The sequence below is a fragment of the Rhizobium mongolense USDA 1844 genome (assembly GCF_000419765.1).
In the GTDB taxonomy this organism is placed as follows: Bacteria; Pseudomonadota; Alphaproteobacteria; order Rhizobiales; family Rhizobiaceae; genus Rhizobium; species Rhizobium mongolense.
On record NZ_ATTQ01000010.1, the window covers coordinates 165,472 to 180,225 of the forward strand.

At 61.0% G+C, this 14,754-nt stretch carries 15 protein-coding genes; 12 read left to right on the forward strand and 3 right to left on the reverse strand.

What is annotated here, in order from left to right:
• From A3C3_RS0120660 to A3C3_RS0120675, 4 genes are all read left to right on the forward strand, one after another.
• On the forward strand, positions 1-459 hold the full coding sequence (locus tag A3C3_RS0120660) for an RT0821/Lpp0805 family surface protein (RefSeq protein WP_028739840.1): 459 nt from the start codon (positions 1-3) through the stop codon (positions 457-459).
• A gap of 256 nt (positions 460-715) precedes the next feature.
• Positions 716-1,867: a DnaJ C-terminal domain-containing protein gene (locus tag A3C3_RS0120665; protein WP_022716489.1), complete on the forward strand. Its 1,152-nt coding sequence runs from the start codon at positions 716-718 to the stop codon at positions 1,865-1,867.
• Between the two features lie 122 nt (positions 1,868-1,989).
• Positions 1,990-2,808: an enoyl-ACP reductase FabI gene (gene fabI / locus A3C3_RS0120670; protein WP_022716490.1), complete on the forward strand. Its 819-nt coding sequence runs from the start codon at positions 1,990-1,992 to the stop codon at positions 2,806-2,808.
• A gap of 28 nt (positions 2,809-2,836) precedes the next feature.
• The gene (locus tag A3C3_RS0120675; RefSeq protein ID WP_022716491.1) at positions 2,837-3,427 is read left to right on the forward strand and encodes a histidine phosphatase family protein; all 591 of its coding nucleotides are present in this window, start codon (positions 2,837-2,839) and stop codon (positions 3,425-3,427) included.
• 7 nt (positions 3,428-3,434) lie between these two features.
• On the opposite strand, the gene A3C3_RS0120680 is transcribed toward A3C3_RS0120675, so the two are convergent.
• Positions 3,435-3,695 (reverse strand): DUF1344 domain-containing protein, encoded by a 261-nt coding sequence (locus A3C3_RS0120680; RefSeq protein WP_022716492.1) that lies wholly within the window; start codon positions 3,693-3,695, stop codon positions 3,435-3,437.
• Between the two features lie 268 nt (positions 3,696-3,963).
• Here A3C3_RS0120680 and A3C3_RS0120685 point away from each other — a divergent pair, with 268 nt between their 5' ends.
• From A3C3_RS0120685 to ribB, 3 genes are all read left to right on the forward strand, one after another.
• Positions 3,964-7,119: a putative bifunctional diguanylate cyclase/phosphodiesterase gene (locus A3C3_RS0120685; RefSeq protein ID WP_376774884.1), complete on the forward strand. Its 3,156-nt coding sequence runs from the start codon at positions 3,964-3,966 to the stop codon at positions 7,117-7,119.
• Between the two features lie 320 nt (positions 7,120-7,439).
• Entirely contained in the window at positions 7,440-8,537 is a 1,098-nt protein-coding gene (gene aroC, locus A3C3_RS0120695; RefSeq protein ID WP_022716495.1) for a chorismate synthase, read from the forward strand.
• A 10-nt stretch (positions 8,538-8,547) separates the two neighbouring features.
• Positions 8,548-9,651 (forward strand): 3,4-dihydroxy-2-butanone-4-phosphate synthase, encoded by a 1,104-nt coding sequence (gene ribB / locus A3C3_RS0120700; RefSeq protein WP_022716496.1) that lies wholly within the window; start codon positions 8,548-8,550, stop codon positions 9,649-9,651.
• A gap of 118 nt (positions 9,652-9,769) precedes the next feature.
• Here the strand turns inward: ribB and A3C3_RS0120705 are convergent, their stop codons facing one another.
• Positions 9,770-10,960 (reverse strand): winged helix-turn-helix domain-containing protein, encoded by a 1,191-nt coding sequence (locus tag A3C3_RS0120705; protein WP_022716497.1) that lies wholly within the window; start codon positions 10,958-10,960, stop codon positions 9,770-9,772.
• Between the two features lie 98 nt (positions 10,961-11,058).
• On the opposite strand from A3C3_RS0120705, the gene A3C3_RS0120710 reads away from it, so the two are divergent.
• From A3C3_RS0120710 to A3C3_RS0120720, 3 genes are read left to right on the forward strand one after another with little or no spacing between them, the layout of a single operon-like run.
• The gene (locus A3C3_RS0120710) at positions 11,059-11,733 is read left to right on the forward strand and encodes an energy-coupling factor ABC transporter ATP-binding protein (RefSeq protein WP_022716498.1); all 675 of its coding nucleotides are present in this window, start codon (positions 11,059-11,061) and stop codon (positions 11,731-11,733) included.
• Complete coding sequence (locus A3C3_RS0120715; RefSeq protein WP_022716499.1) at positions 11,733-12,341, forward strand: energy-coupling factor transporter transmembrane component T family protein; 609 nt, start codon at positions 11,733-11,735, stop codon at positions 12,339-12,341. Before A3C3_RS0120710 ends, A3C3_RS0120715 begins: the two co-directional genes overlap by 1 nt.
• A gap of 24 nt (positions 12,342-12,365) precedes the next feature.
• Positions 12,366-12,929 carry a biotin transporter BioY gene (locus A3C3_RS0120720; RefSeq protein WP_022716500.1) on the forward strand — a complete coding sequence of 188 codons (564 nt, stop codon included), beginning with the start codon at positions 12,366-12,368 and terminating at the stop codon, positions 12,927-12,929.
• 9 nt (positions 12,930-12,938) lie between these two features.
• On the opposite strand, the gene A3C3_RS0120725 is transcribed toward A3C3_RS0120720, so the two are convergent.
• Positions 12,939-13,340 (reverse strand): acyl-CoA thioesterase, encoded by a 402-nt coding sequence (locus A3C3_RS0120725; protein WP_022716501.1) that lies wholly within the window; start codon positions 13,338-13,340, stop codon positions 12,939-12,941.
• Positions 13,341-13,502: 162 nt separating this feature from the next.
• Between A3C3_RS0120725 and A3C3_RS0120730 the strand changes: the two genes are divergently transcribed.
• Both A3C3_RS0120730 and A3C3_RS0120735 read left to right on the forward strand, forming a co-directional pair.
• Positions 13,503-14,438 (forward strand): histone deacetylase family protein, encoded by a 936-nt coding sequence (locus tag A3C3_RS0120730; RefSeq protein WP_028739841.1) that lies wholly within the window; start codon positions 13,503-13,505, stop codon positions 14,436-14,438.
• 2 nt (positions 14,439-14,440) lie between these two features.
• Positions 14,441-14,692: an exodeoxyribonuclease VII small subunit gene (locus tag A3C3_RS0120735; RefSeq protein ID WP_022716503.1), complete on the forward strand. Its 252-nt coding sequence runs from the start codon at positions 14,441-14,443 to the stop codon at positions 14,690-14,692.
• The last annotated feature ends 62 nt before the right edge of the window (positions 14,693-14,754 follow it).

Genomic DNA, 14,754 nt, shown 5'->3' on the forward strand with positions numbered 1-14,754 from the left:
GTGGAAGTCATAGCAAAGTCAAATCGCCATACAAAGGGCCTGCGGTCCCGTTGTGCCACGTTGTTCGTCATCGGTGCGGCGATGCTGCCGCTTTCCGGCTGCATGACAGGCGGTTTTGACTTCCTGAGCGATTCGAAGGTGGACCGTTCGGTTGCCACCGGAACCGTGCCGCAGACGCCGCCGAGCACCGATACGCTTTCCGACGAAATGACGGTTCGCAACGCGGTCACCTCTGCCGACATCCAGAGGATGGCCGGCCAGCCGCTGCCCTGGGCGAATTCCTCCACCGGCAGCGCCGGCGTCATCGACACGATCGTCGAAAACAATGACCAGGGCCACGTCTGCCGCCAGTTCCGCACGACGCGGCACTCCTATGCGGGCATTGCCAAATTCTACGGCAAGACCTGCCTCGTCGGCGGCGGCAACTGGCAACTGCTGAGCTTCCAGCCGGAAGGTTGACCCGCTTCAAGACATGATTAATCGCAGCCGGACCGCAGCCGCAATGCTTAGCAGAAAGCTAACCATTTGCGGCGAAAGCCGCATTCCCCTCCCCAAAAAATAAGGACTGATTAGTAACTCTGACGCACGATCGGCTCATAGACGCGCGTTTCGGTTCCCTCTGAAATGGACCGGAAGGCGCGCGAAGAGTTGTCATTGGGCTTCGGGGTGCTGGGCAAGGACAGGCACGCCGCATCGCAACACCGGCGGTTATCAAATGCGCGATCCTTACAAGATTTTGGGCGTTCCCCAGGACGCAGGGACAGACGAGATCAAGGCGGCCTGGCGCCACATGGCCAAGGCCGTTCATCCGGATCACAACCAGGGCGATCCGAAGGCAACGGCTCGTTTCGCCGAGGTCGGTCGTGCCTATGAAACATTGAAGGACCCCAAGAAGCGCAGCCTTTTCGATACGGCCGCACGGATGGCAGAGGCGCGAATGAACGGCGAGACGATCATGCAGCAGCGCCAGGCGGCCCGCGAGGCGGCAGTCCGGGCGAAGGCCGCGCAGGCGAATGCCGAACGGGTGATGGAAGAACTCGCCCGCGCCAACGCGCAGAAGGCGGCGAAGGCGGCCGCCGAGGCGGCAAGACAGCAACACGTCAGCCCGGAATCCGCCGAAGACATTGTCGAGCGCATTTTTGGCGCGCAGGCCAAAGCTGCAAGCGCCGGCGCGACGGCTCATCCACAGGCAAATGCCGGCAAGCGGACGCAGGCGGAGGCAGGCAAACTCGAAGCGGAAGCTGTAAAGCCCGAGGAAGACGGCACGGAGACGGTTGCGGCCGCTGGCGGCATTCTTCAGCCCTTGAGCATCCTGACATCGCTTGTGCGCCGCTTTACCGGCAGCGCCCCCGCACCGGAAAAGGCCCCGGATCAATTCGCGCAGGTAACGGTCACGATCGAGGATATATTGAAGGGCAGCTGGACTACGGTGCAGCTCGGCGAGGGCCGCGAGGCAAGCTTCGCATTGTCGGCCGGGACACGGGAGGGCCATCAGGTCCGGCTGAAGGGCCAAGGGTACAAGCTGCCGAACATGCAGCGAGGCGACGCGGTCGTCAGCATCCACATCGCATCCGATGCGCGTTTCACCGTCGATGGCTTCGACCTGCGTACCGTGCTGCCGGTGACGATCGAGAATGCTGTCCTTGGAACCGAAGCGCGCATCGACGGACCGAACGGGCCGGTCGACGTCGCCGTTCCCGCCTGGTCAGGATCCGACAAGACGATCCGAATCTCCGGCCAGGGCCTGCCCGACGACACAGGCGGAAAGGGCGACCTGATCGTCGAGCTACGCATTATGTTGTGGGAAAAGCCGGATGATAAGGTCACGGATCTTATGAGAAGCATGCGCGAAGGGCTGTTTCTATGAAATTTTCGTGACAAGCGCACCCTTTGTTACGATCCCTTACAGTTGATGATTGCCCGCAATCTTGAACCGATTAACGGCCTATGCCATAGGCAATTTCCAATTGGTTCATTAGGGGGCAAAATATGGCTCAAGCAACAGGCCTCATGTCAGGCAAGCGTGGCGTCATCATGGGCGTCGCCAACAATCGTTCGATTGCGTGGGGCATTGCCAAAGCCATTCATACACAGGGCGCCGAAATTGCCTTTACATATCAGGGCGATGCCCTGAAAAAACGCGTCGAGCCTCTGGCTGCCGAACTTGGCGGCGTACTCGCCGGCCACTGTGACGTCAGTGATGAAGCGAGCATCGATGCGGTTTTCGAGAACATCGAAAGGATGTGGGGCAAGATCGATTTCGTCGTTCACGCGATCGGCTTCTCGGACAAGGACGAGTTGACCGGCCGCTACGTCGATACTTCGCCGGACAATTTTTCCAAGACGATGCAGATTTCCGTCTACTCGTTCACGTCCGTCGCACGCCGCGCCGAGAAGCTGATGACGGAGGGCGGCTCGCTTTTGACGCTCACCTATTACGGCGCCGAGAAGGTCATGCCGAACTACAATGTCATGGGCGTTGCGAAGGCTGCGCTCGAAGCGAGCGTCAAGTACCTCGCCGTCGATCTCGGACCGAAGAACATCCGCGTCAATGCGATTTCGGCAGGCCCGATCAAGACGCTGGCAGCGTCCGGCATCGGCGATTTCCGCTATATCCTGAAGTGGAACGAGTATAACGCTCCACTCCGCCGCACCGTCACCATCGAAGACGTCGGCGATGTCGGCCTTTACATGCTGTCTGACCTCTCGCGTTCGGTCACCGGCGAAGTGCACCACGCCGACAGCGGTTATCATGTGATCGGCATGAAGGCGGTAGACGCGCCGGATATTTCAGTTATCAAGGACTGATCGAAGTCCCAATCAAGCGGAATCTGCCTTGCTCATCTATGTGGTCCGACATGGTCAGACCGACTGGAACGCCGAACGCCGTCTGCAAGGCCAGAAGGATATTCCGCTGAATGTCATCGGCCGCGAACAGGCGCGGCTGAACGGCATCGACATGGCCGAGATTCTCAGGGTCGAAGCCATTTCCTTCGATTTCGTCGCAAGCCCGCTCCAGCGCACGCGCGAGACGATGGAGATCATGCGCACGGCAATGGGCCTGCCGCCCAAGGACTATCGCAGCGACGACCGGCTGGTCGAAGTTTCCTTCGGCGACTGGGAAGGCTTCACCATCCGGGAACTGAAGGCGACCCAGCGCGATCGCATCATCGAGCGCAATATCAACAAATGGGATTTCATCCCGCCGGGCGACTATGCCGAAAGCTACGAGATCATGTCGTGGCGCATCCGCTCATGGCTGAACTCCGTCGAGCGCCCGACCGTTTGCGTCACACATGGCGGCGTCATCCGCAGCCTCTTCAAGATGATCGCTGATCTGCCGAAGCACGAGGCTGCCGAGGGGGAAATTCCGCAGGACCGAATCCTGAAGATCGACACCGCGAAGAGACTGATCGGCTGGATATAGCCTCTACTTACTGTACGATGTCGAGGTCGTTGATCACCCGCTTGCCGTCCACTTCCGTGTAGAAGATCACCACTTTCACACCGGCCTTAAGCCCATCGAAGTTGAACTCCTCGGGCGCCTGATATGTCTTGCCGTCATCGAGTGTCAGGCTGAGACTGCTCATGTCGACTTTCTTGATGGTCGCTTCGACGTCGGCGCTTTCGGCAAAGCTGCTGATGGGCGACAGGAAACTTGCTGTGGCCAGCAGCGTGGCAACAAAAAAACGCATCGCGGCAACCCTCTTGAAACTCGACGCAATAATCCGGTGAAACACACATAAGCTCCTGAATATGGCGAAAATTGCCCGGAAGAATGGCTTTCCGCGCCTCATTGATGAATAGCATTTTAACAACAATCAAGAGCAGCCGCTAACCATGAGAGGGATCTGAATTGCAAGCCGCAAAGATGAACCATCAGGAAATCGTAAATTAACCGGTTCCTCCTAGAGTTCCGCCGAACAGGGGGACATATTTTTGCTTTTCCGGCTGGGCGCCAATATGCAGTTGCGGCGGGTACTCAAGAATACCTGGGTTTCACTGCTGGTTTCGACCCTCGTCGCATTTGTGGTCGTTGCGGTCGGCTTCACGCTCGACCGTGCGAATACTGCGGCCTATCTGCGAGAGGTGCAGATCCGCACAGAAAACGAGACGAACCTCATTCGCGCCCGCATGGCGGCACAGATCAATATGGACGTCACCGTCGTCCGCGATCTGTCCAACATGATTTCCATGAGCGCGAAAGCCAACGATGAAGAAATGGAGCGCCAGATCAATTGGCTGCTCATCCAAAATCCCCATTTCGTCAGCATCGCCGTCGCACCCGATTTCGTCGTCGGCAACGTCTTCCCGCCGCAGTCCGGCAAGAGCCGCATCGGCAAGGATGTGCGTGAAATGCTGATGCTGCGCCAGCCCGTCGGGCGCAATACGGGGGACCAACAGGCGCGTTTCTACGGTCCGGTCAAGATCGGCAGCGGAAGGGATGCCTTCGCGATCTTCTTCCCGATCTTCATCAAGGAGAGCGGGCAGCGAAAGATCTGGGGTGCGGTCGAAGTCATGATCGACCAGGATATGTTCTACGAGAACACTGGCCTCAAACCCGCGCGCAATAGCGAAAACCAGGAACGCTACCCGCATCTCGACCATCTTTCGATCGCAGTGCGCGACCTGGGGACTGTGGCCGAGCAACGCGCCCTTCCCTTCTTCGGCAGCGCCGATGTCCTCGACAAGCAGCCGTTCCGCCGCAAGATCACCTTTGCTGGCGGGCGCTGGGAGCTTTCGGCCGTGCCGACGACCGGATGGAATGAAGCTCCGCCGAACCAGCTTCAGCTTCGCTTGATCATCATCGCGGCAGGCTGCGTCATCATCGTGCCGATCTTCCTCGCGACCCTGCTTCTTGGCGAGCGCACCCGCAATGTCAACGAACTCGAGGCACGCGAAACGAAGCTGCTCGAACTTTCGCAACGGCTGAACCTGGCGCTGGATTCGTCCAATATCGGCATCTGGGAACTGCAGGATCACGGCCACAGCCTTTACTGGGACACGCGCGCCTCGGGCCTTCACGGCCAGCCTGCCGGCGAGGGCAGTCATCCGCTTGAAAGCTGGCTCGAGGCAATCGTGGCGGCAGACCGGCCAATCGCCGAGACTCACTTTTTCAACTGCAGCCTGGCAGGCACGTCCTGCACGGCGCAGTACCGTATCAGGCTTTCGGACGGCAGCATCCGGTATCTGCGCTCGGTAGGCTCCTTCTACACGGATGCGGGCGGAACCGGCAGGACGATCGGCATCGTCGCGGACGTGACTGCAGACGCGGAGGCAGCCGATATGCTGCGCAAGGCAAAAGAAAACAGCGATATCAAGAATGCCGAGCTGGAACTGGCACTGGACGAGCTCTCCCGCCGCGAGATGCAGCTTGCCGAACTTTCAACCCGCCTCGATCTGGCGCTCGATTCCTATCAGTGCGGCATCTGGGAAACGACGCTCGACACTGCCGGCTCGGTCTGGGACGAACGCATGCACGAGCTCTACGGGCTGGAACCACGGCAGGGATTCATGCCCCAGGATGTATGGCTTTCCTGCATTCACCCGGAAGATCGAGCTCTTGCGCTGGAAAGCGCACGGCATTTCAAGCAGCTCGGCGACAAGCACACGCTCATTTGCCGCGTGCCGGCCGAGGACGGCAGCATTCGCTACGTCCGCTCGACCGGCAAGGTGCACCAGACGGCGACAGGTCAGCTGAAGCTCATTGGCGTAGCGCTCGACGTCACGGAAGATGCGCTGCTGACAGCCGAGCTGCAGGCTGCGAAGGACGAAGCGGTTGCCAAGAATATCGAACTCGAACTTGCCAAGAATCGTATCGAGCACAATTCGCTGCATGATCCGCTGACGGCACTGGCCAACCGCCGCAAGCTCGACATCGCGCTCGAAAACCTGACGGCCGGCAGCCGGTCGCAGCGGCAGAAATTCGCAATCCTCCACATCGACCTCGACCGCTTCAAGCAGATCAACGACACGCTCGGCCACGCAGCCGGGGACGCGATGCTGGTGCATGCGTCGAAGGTTCTTTCGAAGAATGTCCGCGGCAGCGATGTCGTCGCGCGCATCGGCGGCGACGAGTTCGTCATCCTCGCACTCGATGTCAGCGACGAGGATATGGCCGCGCTGGCGGGCGGGATCATCGAAGAAATGCGCCAGCCCGTCAATTTCCAGGGCTTCCCCTGCCGCTGCGGCGTTTCGATCGGCATCGCGCTTGCGAACGGCGTCCATGTCGACGCGCGCAAGGTGCTGATCAACGCCGATATCGCCCTCTACCGCGCAAAGAGCCTGGGTCGGAACCGCTACGAATTCTTCAACCAGAACCTCCAGGCCGACATCATCAACAGCAAGCGCGTCGCCGACGAGATCCTTGCCGGCATCGAGAATGGCGAATTCACCGCTTGGTACCAGCCGCAATTTTGCGCGCGGACGATGCAGCTCGCCGGCGTCGAAGCGCTGGTGCGCTGGAACCACCCGGCCCGCGGCCTGCTGACGCCGGACAAGTTCCTGCGCATCGCCGACGAGATCAACGTGGTGCAGGCGCTGGACCGCATCGTTCTCGAAACCGCACTGAAGGACAAGATGCGCTGGGCAGCACTCGGCGTTTCAGTGCCGCAGGTCTCCGTCAATGTTTCAGCGCGGCGGCTGCATGACGGTAGCCTCTTCGAATCGCTGAGCGACCTGCAGATACGCCCGGGCGAGCTTTCATTCGAATTGGTGGAATCGATCTTCCTCGACGAGAGCGAGGATGTGGCAGCTCACAACCTCGACCGCATCAAGGCGCTCGGCATCGACATCGAAATCGACGATTTCGGCACCGGCCATACATCGATCGTGAGCCTGCTGAAGCTGAAGCCGAAACGGCTGAAGATCGACCGCCAGCTTGTGCAGCCGATCCTCAACTCTCCGCAGGAGCGCGCACTGGTAAGCTCGATCATCGACATCGCCCGCTCGCTCGGCGTCGAAACGGTGGCGGAAGGGATCGAGACGATCGCGCATGCCGATATGCTGCGCGATCTTGGCTGCGACCTGCTGCAGGGCTACGCCTTCTCTCGTCCCCTCTCCTTCGACGACTTCACGGCCGCCGCAGCCGATGGTGCGGCCTGGCGACTCGCTTCCTGAGGGGCTTAGATAGCCGTTTGCGATTTTTGCCCCCGCTCTCCATCGCATGATTTGCCCCTCGCCCTAACGCTTCTCCCCGTAAACGGGGCGAGGCAACTTGACATGCCCAGCGCCGAGATTTGAGGAAGGTGATGAAGGGGCCGCGGCATTTCTCAATGCCGATGACGTCCAAAACCCGCATCGATCGCAAATTGCGGAAACATCATTTCTTCCTCGCGTGGATTTCGCGCAAAGAAAGGCTTTTGCCCCAACCTCTTTTTGGCCTATGAGTGTCGCGCATTTTGGAGAATGGCGCGGGTTGCCGCGCGTGGTCGGAACACATGTCGCACAATACATTCGGTCATCTCTTCCGTGTAACAACCTGGGGCGAGAGCCACGGCCCGGCACTCGGCTGCGTCGTCGACGGCTGCCCTCCCGGCCTGCGCTTCAAGCTGGAAGACATCCAGGCCTGGCTCGACAAGCGCAAGCCCGGCCAGTCGCGTTTCGTGACGCAGCGCCGCGAGGCGGACCTCGTGAAGGTGCTGTCCGGCGTGATGCTGGATGCCGACGGCGAGACGATGACGACGACCGGAACGCCGATCGCGATGACGATCGAGAACACGGACCAGCGCTCCAAGGATTACGGCGAGATTGCCCGGCAATACCGCCCCGGCCACGCCGACTATACTTATGACGTCAAATACGGCATCCGCGACTATCGCGGCGGCGGCCGCTCCTCCGCCCGCGAGACCGCGGCACGTGTCGCGGCCGGCGGGATTGCCCGTCTCGTTGTGCCGAACATGAAAGTTCACGGAGCTCTCGTGCAGATCGGCAAGCACAAGATCAACCGCCAGAACTGGGATTGGGATCAGGTTAACCAAAATCCCTTCTTCTCGCCGGATGCCGAGATCGTCCCCGTATGGGAGGAATATCTTGACGGCATCCGCAAGAACGGCTCCTCAATCGGCGCCGTCGTCGAAGTCGTGGCTGAAGGTGTTCCGGCCGGGCTCGGTGCGCCCATCTATGCCAAGCTCGACCAGGACATCGCCTCGCTGCTGATGTCGATCAATGCCGTGAAGGGCGTCGAGATCGGTAATGGGTTCGGCGCCGCCGAGATCACCGGCGAAGAAAACGCCGACGAGATGCGCATGGGCAATGACGGCAAGCCGCTGTTTCTTTCCAACCACGCCGGCGGTATTTTAGGCGGCATATCGACCGGTCAGCCGGTGATCGCGCGGTTTGCGATCAAGCCGACTTCCTCCATCCTCACCGAGCGGCGCTCGATTGATGCCGATGGAAACAATGTCGATATCCGCACCAAGGGTCGGCACGACCCCTGCGTCGGTATCCGGGCCGTGCCGATCGGCGAAGCCATGGTCGCCTGCGCCATCGCCGATCACTACCTCCGCGACCGCGGCCAGACCGGCCGGCTGAAATAGGAACTGTCCCATGCCTTATGACCAGAAGCGTGTCGTCGATGCCATCCGGGCCTTCGAAGCCGGCGAAATCGTCGTCGTCATGGATGACGACGACCGGGAGAATGAAGGCGACCTGATCGTCGCCGCCGTCCATTGCACACCGGAAAAGATGGCCTTCATCGTCCGCCATACCTCCGGCATCGTCTGCACGCCCATGCCGAAAGAAGAGGCGAAGCGCCTGAACCTCAACGCCATGGTGGCCGAAAACGACTCCGCGCACACGACGGCCTTCACCGTGTCCGTCGATTTCAAGCACGGCACGACGACCGGCATTTCCGCCGACGACCGCACGCTGACGGTGCGCAATCTCGCCAATCCGAATGTCGGTGCGAGCGATTTCGTCCGGCCCGGCCACATCTTTCCACTCGTTGCCCGCGAAGGCGGCGTTCTGATGCGTTCTGGCCATACGGAAGCGGCCGTCGATCTCTGCAGGCTCGCCGGACTGCCGCTGATCGGCGTCATCAGCGAGCTCGTTAATGACGACGGTACGGTGACGCGCGGGCCGCAGGTCATCGATTTTGCGGAAAAGCATGGCCTGAAGCTCGTCTCGGTCGCAGACCTCATCGCCTATCGCCAGCGCAAGGAAACGCTGATCGAACTCGGCGCCAGCTTCGATATCGAGACGCCGTTCGGCAAGGCCAAGGCGCACACCTATTCGCTTCCCTGGGATCCGATGCAGCACCTCGCCGTCGTCTTCGGCGATATACGCGACGGCATCGACATCCCTGTGCGCCTGCACCCGGAAAATGTCGCCGAGGACCTCTTCGGCAAGAAAAGCCCGGTCGACCACTACATGCAGAAAATCGCCGAGGAAGGCCGCGGCATCATCGTCTACCTCCGTGAAGGCTCCGTGGGCGTGGGCCACTACGACAACGGCCGCAAGGCCCGCAGCCAGGGCCGCGAAGCCCACGCCGAAGCCAAGAGCCGCGAAAGCGAATGGCTGGAAATCGGCTTGGGCGCGCAGATCCTGAAAGACCTCGGCGTCAGTTCGATCAGGCTGCTCACCAGCCGCGAGCGACACTATGTCGGCCTGGAGGGATTTGGAATCAAGATTTCAAAGACGGAGATTTGGTGAGAGGCTCCCTTCTCCGGCGGAGACAGGTGGCCTGCCGGGGCCGGATGGGGGGCGTTCCGACAATCTCGTGCCGAGCGAGGCTCGGCACTTCTCCCCGCTGGGGAAAAGAGACACGCGGCTAACCCATCCACCCCTTAAGAAACACAACCTTCTCCACCCCCGCAAACTTCGCCACGCGCTCCAGTTCCGCTCGCAGCCTCTCCATCCGTCCCGCAGAAGCCTTCACGCCGGGCTCCAGCCATAGCCGCTTCACATCCAGCGTCCCCTTCTTGCGGTCGGCCTTCATGTCGATGCGGCCGATGAGTTTGTCGCCTTCGAGCAGCGGAAAGACGTAATAGCCGTATTCGCGCTTCGGCTCAGGTACGAAAACCTCGATGCGGTAGAAGAAGCCGAACAGGCGTTCGGCGCGGTTGCGGTCGCGGATCGTCGGATCGAAGGGGCTCAAGACGCGAATGCGCGCCGGAGCCTCGAGATAGTCATCCAGCGTCGAAAGGAAATCCGCGAAGGCCCAGGAGGGGCGCGGCTTGCCGCCGAGCGCCGGCTCGATCAGGATCTCGGTCAGTTCGTCGCGATGGGTTGAAACCCAGGCCTTCGCCTCGTCCGGCAACAGCAGATTCCAAAAGGCGGCGATTTCGCCGTGTGTCGCAAAACCGAGCCGTTTCAACGCGCTTCGGCACGCCCAATCGACAAACTCCTCCCGGCTTACTTCCGGATCGCGGAATTCGGCCGGGATGACACGCTCGACCAGATCGTAGATCTTCTGGAAATTGGAGCGGCCGGCGATGGCGAACTTGCCGGTGTGCCAGAAATATTCGAGCGCGGTCTTGTTGGGATGCCAGTTCCACCAGCCGCCCGAGGTGTGTCCGTCGGCCTTGATCTCGCGCGCCATGATCGCGCCGTCGCGCGCCACGCGCTCGTAGGTCTCGTCGAAGGCATGCTCGAAACCCTCGCCGCGCCATTTGCGCCAGCGCTCGACGAGCACCTCTTCCTGGTGGCGGAATTTGTGCTTCCAGTATTTGAAGAAGTCGCTCGGCAGGATGGAGGCGTCGTGCGTCCAATGTTCGAACAGCGCGCCGTCCTTCTCCAGGAGCGCGGTCAGGTGTTCGCGTCTGTATGTCTGGTTGCGGGAAAAGAGGATCTGGTGATGCGCCCGCTCCACCGTCTGGATGCTGTCCACCTGCACGAAACCGATGTCATGGATCAGCTGCAGCAGCCCGGCCTTGGTCAGGGCGCGATTCGGCGGAGAGCTTAGGCCCTGTTTGGCGAGGAAGACGCGGCGGGCATCGCTGTTCGAAAAGAGATTCGTCATGGGCACATCATATTCGGGAAAATGTTCCTAGCCACCCGGTTTTGCACTTTTGACGCTGCGGCTATAGAAGCAGCATCGGATTGTGACAGGGGAATGATTTGGAGATCCGCTTCGAAGGGGCTGCAGTCACTTATGGCGCGCGGGAAGCGCTCTCGCCGCTGACCCTCACTCTCACGGAAAACCGCATCGGCGTAATCGGCCTCAACGGTTCGGGAAAGACCACTTTCGCGCGGCTGATCAATGGCCTGACGAAGCCGACAGCTGGACGCGTGATCGTCAATGGCCGCGACACGGCCGACTTTCATTCGGCCCTTCCGGATGTCGGCTTCATCTTCCAGCAGCCGCAGAACCAGATCATCCTGCCGATCGTGCGCGACGACATTGCCTTCGGATTGAAGGGCCGCGGCCTCTCGAAGGCCGAGATCGAAGCGAAGGTTGAAGCTGCACTCGGCCGCTTCGGTGCCGCCCATCTGGCAGCGCGGCGGGCGCACGAGCTTTCTGGCGGCGAGTTGCAGATCGCTGCCCTCTCCGCGGTGCTGGTGACCGGCCCGGATATCCTGATCCTCGACGAGCCGACGAACCAGCTGGATCTCAAGAATCGCGCGTTGGTGCAGAAGATCATCGAGGACCTGCCTGAAAACGCCATCGTGATCAGCCATGATCTGGAACTGGTCGCGGATTTCGGCCGCGTCCTGCTCTTCCACGGGGGGAGGCTTGCCGCCGATGCGCCGGCGGCCGAGGCCATTGCGCGCTACCGGGAGATTATCGCCTGATGCAATCGCTTTATGTCGAGGGAACCAGCATCATGCACCGGCTTCCGGCGCGCTCGAAGCTGCTTGTTCTCGCGATCCTCGGCGTCATTCTCTTCACCACCCGCAACATTCCGCTGCTTTCGCTCGGCGTGCTGATAACAGGGGCCGTCTATTTCAGCCTCGGCCTGCCTTTCGGGCAGGCGACTGCACGACTGAAGCCCGTGCTGCTGACGATCTTCGTCGTGGCACTTTTCAGCCTCGCCTTCAATCCCTGGCATGGCGCGGTCGTGGCGCTGTTGCGGCTGACGGCGCTGATGCTCTTTGCGGCGGCGGTGACGGCGACAACGACGATCAGCGAGTTCATCGACGAGATCACGCTGCTTGCCCGCCCATTGGAGCGGGCCGGCCTGGTGGCGGCGAACGATGTCGGGCTTGCGGTCGGTCTCGTCGTCCGTTTCGTGCCGGAAATCCTTGGCCGCTACCAGGCGATCAAGGAGGCGCATACAGCCCGCGGCATTAAGGTGCGGCCCGTCACGGTGCTTGCGCCGTTGATCATCCTCACGCTCAGAGATGCGGATAATATTGCCGCAGCGATTGACGCGCGCGGCGTTCGGCGGCATGTCAGTTAACATTCTGTAAACACGGAGCCCATCATGAGCACCCGCGACCTCGTACTCTCAGCCCTCTTTGCCGCAATCATCGTGGCGCTCGGCATTCTGCCGCCGATCACGCTCGGCTTCATTCCGGTGCCGATCACCGCGCAGTCGCTTGGCGTCATGATGGCAGGCGTCGTGCTCGGCGCGCGCCGCGGCGCGATCGCCGTGCTGATCGTGCTTGTTCTTGTTGCGATCGGCCTTCCGGTGCTTTCAGGCGGCCGCGGCGGCCTTGCGGCATTTGCCGCACCGACGACCGGCTTCCTCATCGGCTGGCTCTTTGCCGCCTTCGTCACCGGCTATGTCGCCGAGCGCCTGGTGAAGGCCGAGCAGTCCGGCCTCGTGCAGACGGTCGGCTTCTTCCTCGCATCCGTGATCGGCGGCATCTTCGTTCTCTATGCTTTCGGGATCGCCTATCTCGCGGTCGCTGCCGGCGTCGGCCTGCAACAGGCGTTCGTCGGCTCGATGGCCTTCGTCCCCGGCGATGTCATCAAGGCGTTCGTAGCAGCGCTCGCCGGCCGCGCCGTCATGGTTGGCTATCCGTTGCTGCCTGCACGTGCTTAGGATCGGAGCCTAATCAACGAAGGTGTAAAGCCAGTCGCGCGTTTCTTCAGGGAGCGCGGCCGGCGACAGGTCTTCGCGATTGCGCGCTTGCCAGATGATCTCGACCTCGGCGGCGCGTTCGCCTTCCGCCTCGACGGCAATCAGAAAGCCGACGGAGCGGACGCCGATCTTGTCGACCGCGGTGGTGAACTCCACCAGTTCGTCGTAGTGCAAGGGCCGGTGCAGGATGCAGGAAATCTTGCTTGCAGTATAAATTGGCTCGCCTTCCACTTCCGGCCGCGTAAGCCAGAAATTTGCAAGTACGGATTCGGCATAGGAAATATAGGACGAGATGAACATCTCACCATGCATGTCGACATCCCGAAACGGCACACGTATTTCCGCTACGTTCGAGCGCGCTGATTTTGCCATCTGTCTGCCTATCCTTCCTTCCCTGCTGAAAGACTAATGGCGACACAGGCCGAAGTAAACGGTGGAGGTAACATGCGCGCGACACCGCGCGTATGTTGAAATTGCCGGCATTTGCGCCATCTGCTGTGGATCATGACTGGGGCAAGCGATAAGAGTATCCGCATGAGCACCCGCCTTTACGAACACCCGATCTTTCTCGAACATGTCACGCCCGCGGGCCATCCCGAGCGGCCGGACCGGATGCGGGCAATCAACGTCGCGCTCGGCCATCCGAATTTCGAGCGGCTGGAGCGCAAGGAGGCGCCGCAGGCGAACGAGGAGGCCGTGCTGCTTGCCCATCCCGAGGAACATCTGCGCGCCGTCATGCGCCAGATTCCCGAAGAGGACGGCGAGATCAACCAGATCGAGGCCGATACCTATGCGAGCCCGAAGAGCCTGCAGGCGGCGCTGACGGGCGTCGGTGCGGCCATGGCTGCGGTGGATGACGTCTTCACCGGCAAGGCCGACAATGTCTTCGTCGCCGCCCGCCCGCCCGGGCATCACGCGGAGAAGCTGACGGCAATGGGCTTCTGCTTCTTCAACAATGCGGCGATCGCCGCCCGCCATGCCCAGAAACGCCATGGCGCCGAGCGTGTCGCGATCGTCGATTGGGACGTGCACCACGGCAACGGCACGCAGGACATCTTCTGGGACGACGCCTCCGTGCTCTTCTGCTCGACGCATCAAATGCCGCTCTATCCGGGATCGGGCGCGAAGGACGAAAGCGGCAAGCACGGCACGATCATCAATGCGCCGCTTTCGCCGAATGTCGGCAGCGATCATTTCCGCGAGGCATTCAAATCGCGCGTGCTGCCGGCGCTTGTCGATTTCCGGCCGGACCTCATCATCATATCTGCCGGATTCGACGCGCATCACCGCGATCCCTTGGCGCAGATCAATCTTGTCGGCGAGGATTTCGACTGGGCGACCGGAAGATTGCTGGAGATAGCCGACAAAAGCGCCTCCAACCGGGTCGTCAGCCTGCTGGAAGGCGGCTATGATCTGGAAGGGCTTGCCGAATCGGCAGGCCTGCATGTGCTTCGATTGATGAAGGGTTGAGTATGACTGACAGCGCCAAGCCGGAGGTTTCCGGTCTTTCCTTCGAAAAGGCGGTTGCCGAACTCGAAAGCATCGTGGCCCGCCTGGAGCGCGGCGACGTGGCGCTCGATGAATCCATCGAGATCTACGAGCGCGGCGAAGCGCTGAAGAAGCATTGTGAGACGCTGCTTTCGGCTGCCGAAAACCGCATCGAGAAGATCCGGCTCGACCGCGCCGGCAAACCGCAGGGCACGGAGCCGCTGGACGGGGCGTGATCCCGTAAAACATTCTCCCAAGACTTCTGGCCGGAAGCAAATCGTCAGTCTAACATCCTCCA

Excerpts from the sequence above, each read along its gene's own strand:
- aroC (WP_022716495.1), top strand. The coding sequence starts at position 7,440 with ATGTCGCACAATACATTCGGTCATCTCTTCCGTGTAACAACCTGGGGC.
- ribB (WP_022716496.1), top strand. The coding sequence starts at position 8,548 with ATGCCTTATGACCAGAAGCGTGTCGTCGATGCCATCCGGGCCTTCGAA.
- A3C3_RS0120685 (WP_376774884.1), top strand. The coding sequence starts at position 3,964 with ATGCAGTTGCGGCGGGTACTCAAGAATACCTGGGTTTCACTGCTGGTT.
- fabI (WP_022716490.1), top strand. The coding sequence starts at position 1,990 with ATGGCTCAAGCAACAGGCCTCATGTCAGGCAAGCGTGGCGTCATCATG.
- A3C3_RS0120725 (WP_022716501.1), bottom strand. The coding sequence starts at position 13,340 with ATGGCAAAATCAGCGCGCTCGAACGTAGCGGAAATACGTGTGCCGTTT.
- A3C3_RS0120735 (WP_022716503.1), top strand. The coding sequence starts at position 14,441 with ATGACTGACAGCGCCAAGCCGGAGGTTTCCGGTCTTTCCTTCGAAAAG.
- A3C3_RS0120705 (WP_022716497.1), bottom strand. The coding sequence starts at position 10,960 with ATGACGAATCTCTTTTCGAACAGCGATGCCCGCCGCGTCTTCCTCGCC.
- A3C3_RS0120680 (WP_022716492.1), bottom strand. The coding sequence starts at position 3,695 with ATGCGTTTTTTTGTTGCCACGCTGCTGGCCACAGCAAGTTTCCTGTCG.
- A3C3_RS0120730 (WP_028739841.1), top strand. The coding sequence starts at position 13,503 with ATGAGCACCCGCCTTTACGAACACCCGATCTTTCTCGAACATGTCACG.
- A3C3_RS0120720 (WP_022716500.1), top strand. The coding sequence starts at position 12,366 with ATGAGCACCCGCGACCTCGTACTCTCAGCCCTCTTTGCCGCAATCATC.
- A3C3_RS0120665 (WP_022716489.1), top strand. The coding sequence starts at position 716 with ATGCGCGATCCTTACAAGATTTTGGGCGTTCCCCAGGACGCAGGGACA.
- A3C3_RS0120715 (WP_022716499.1), top strand. The coding sequence starts at position 11,733 with ATGCAATCGCTTTATGTCGAGGGAACCAGCATCATGCACCGGCTTCCG.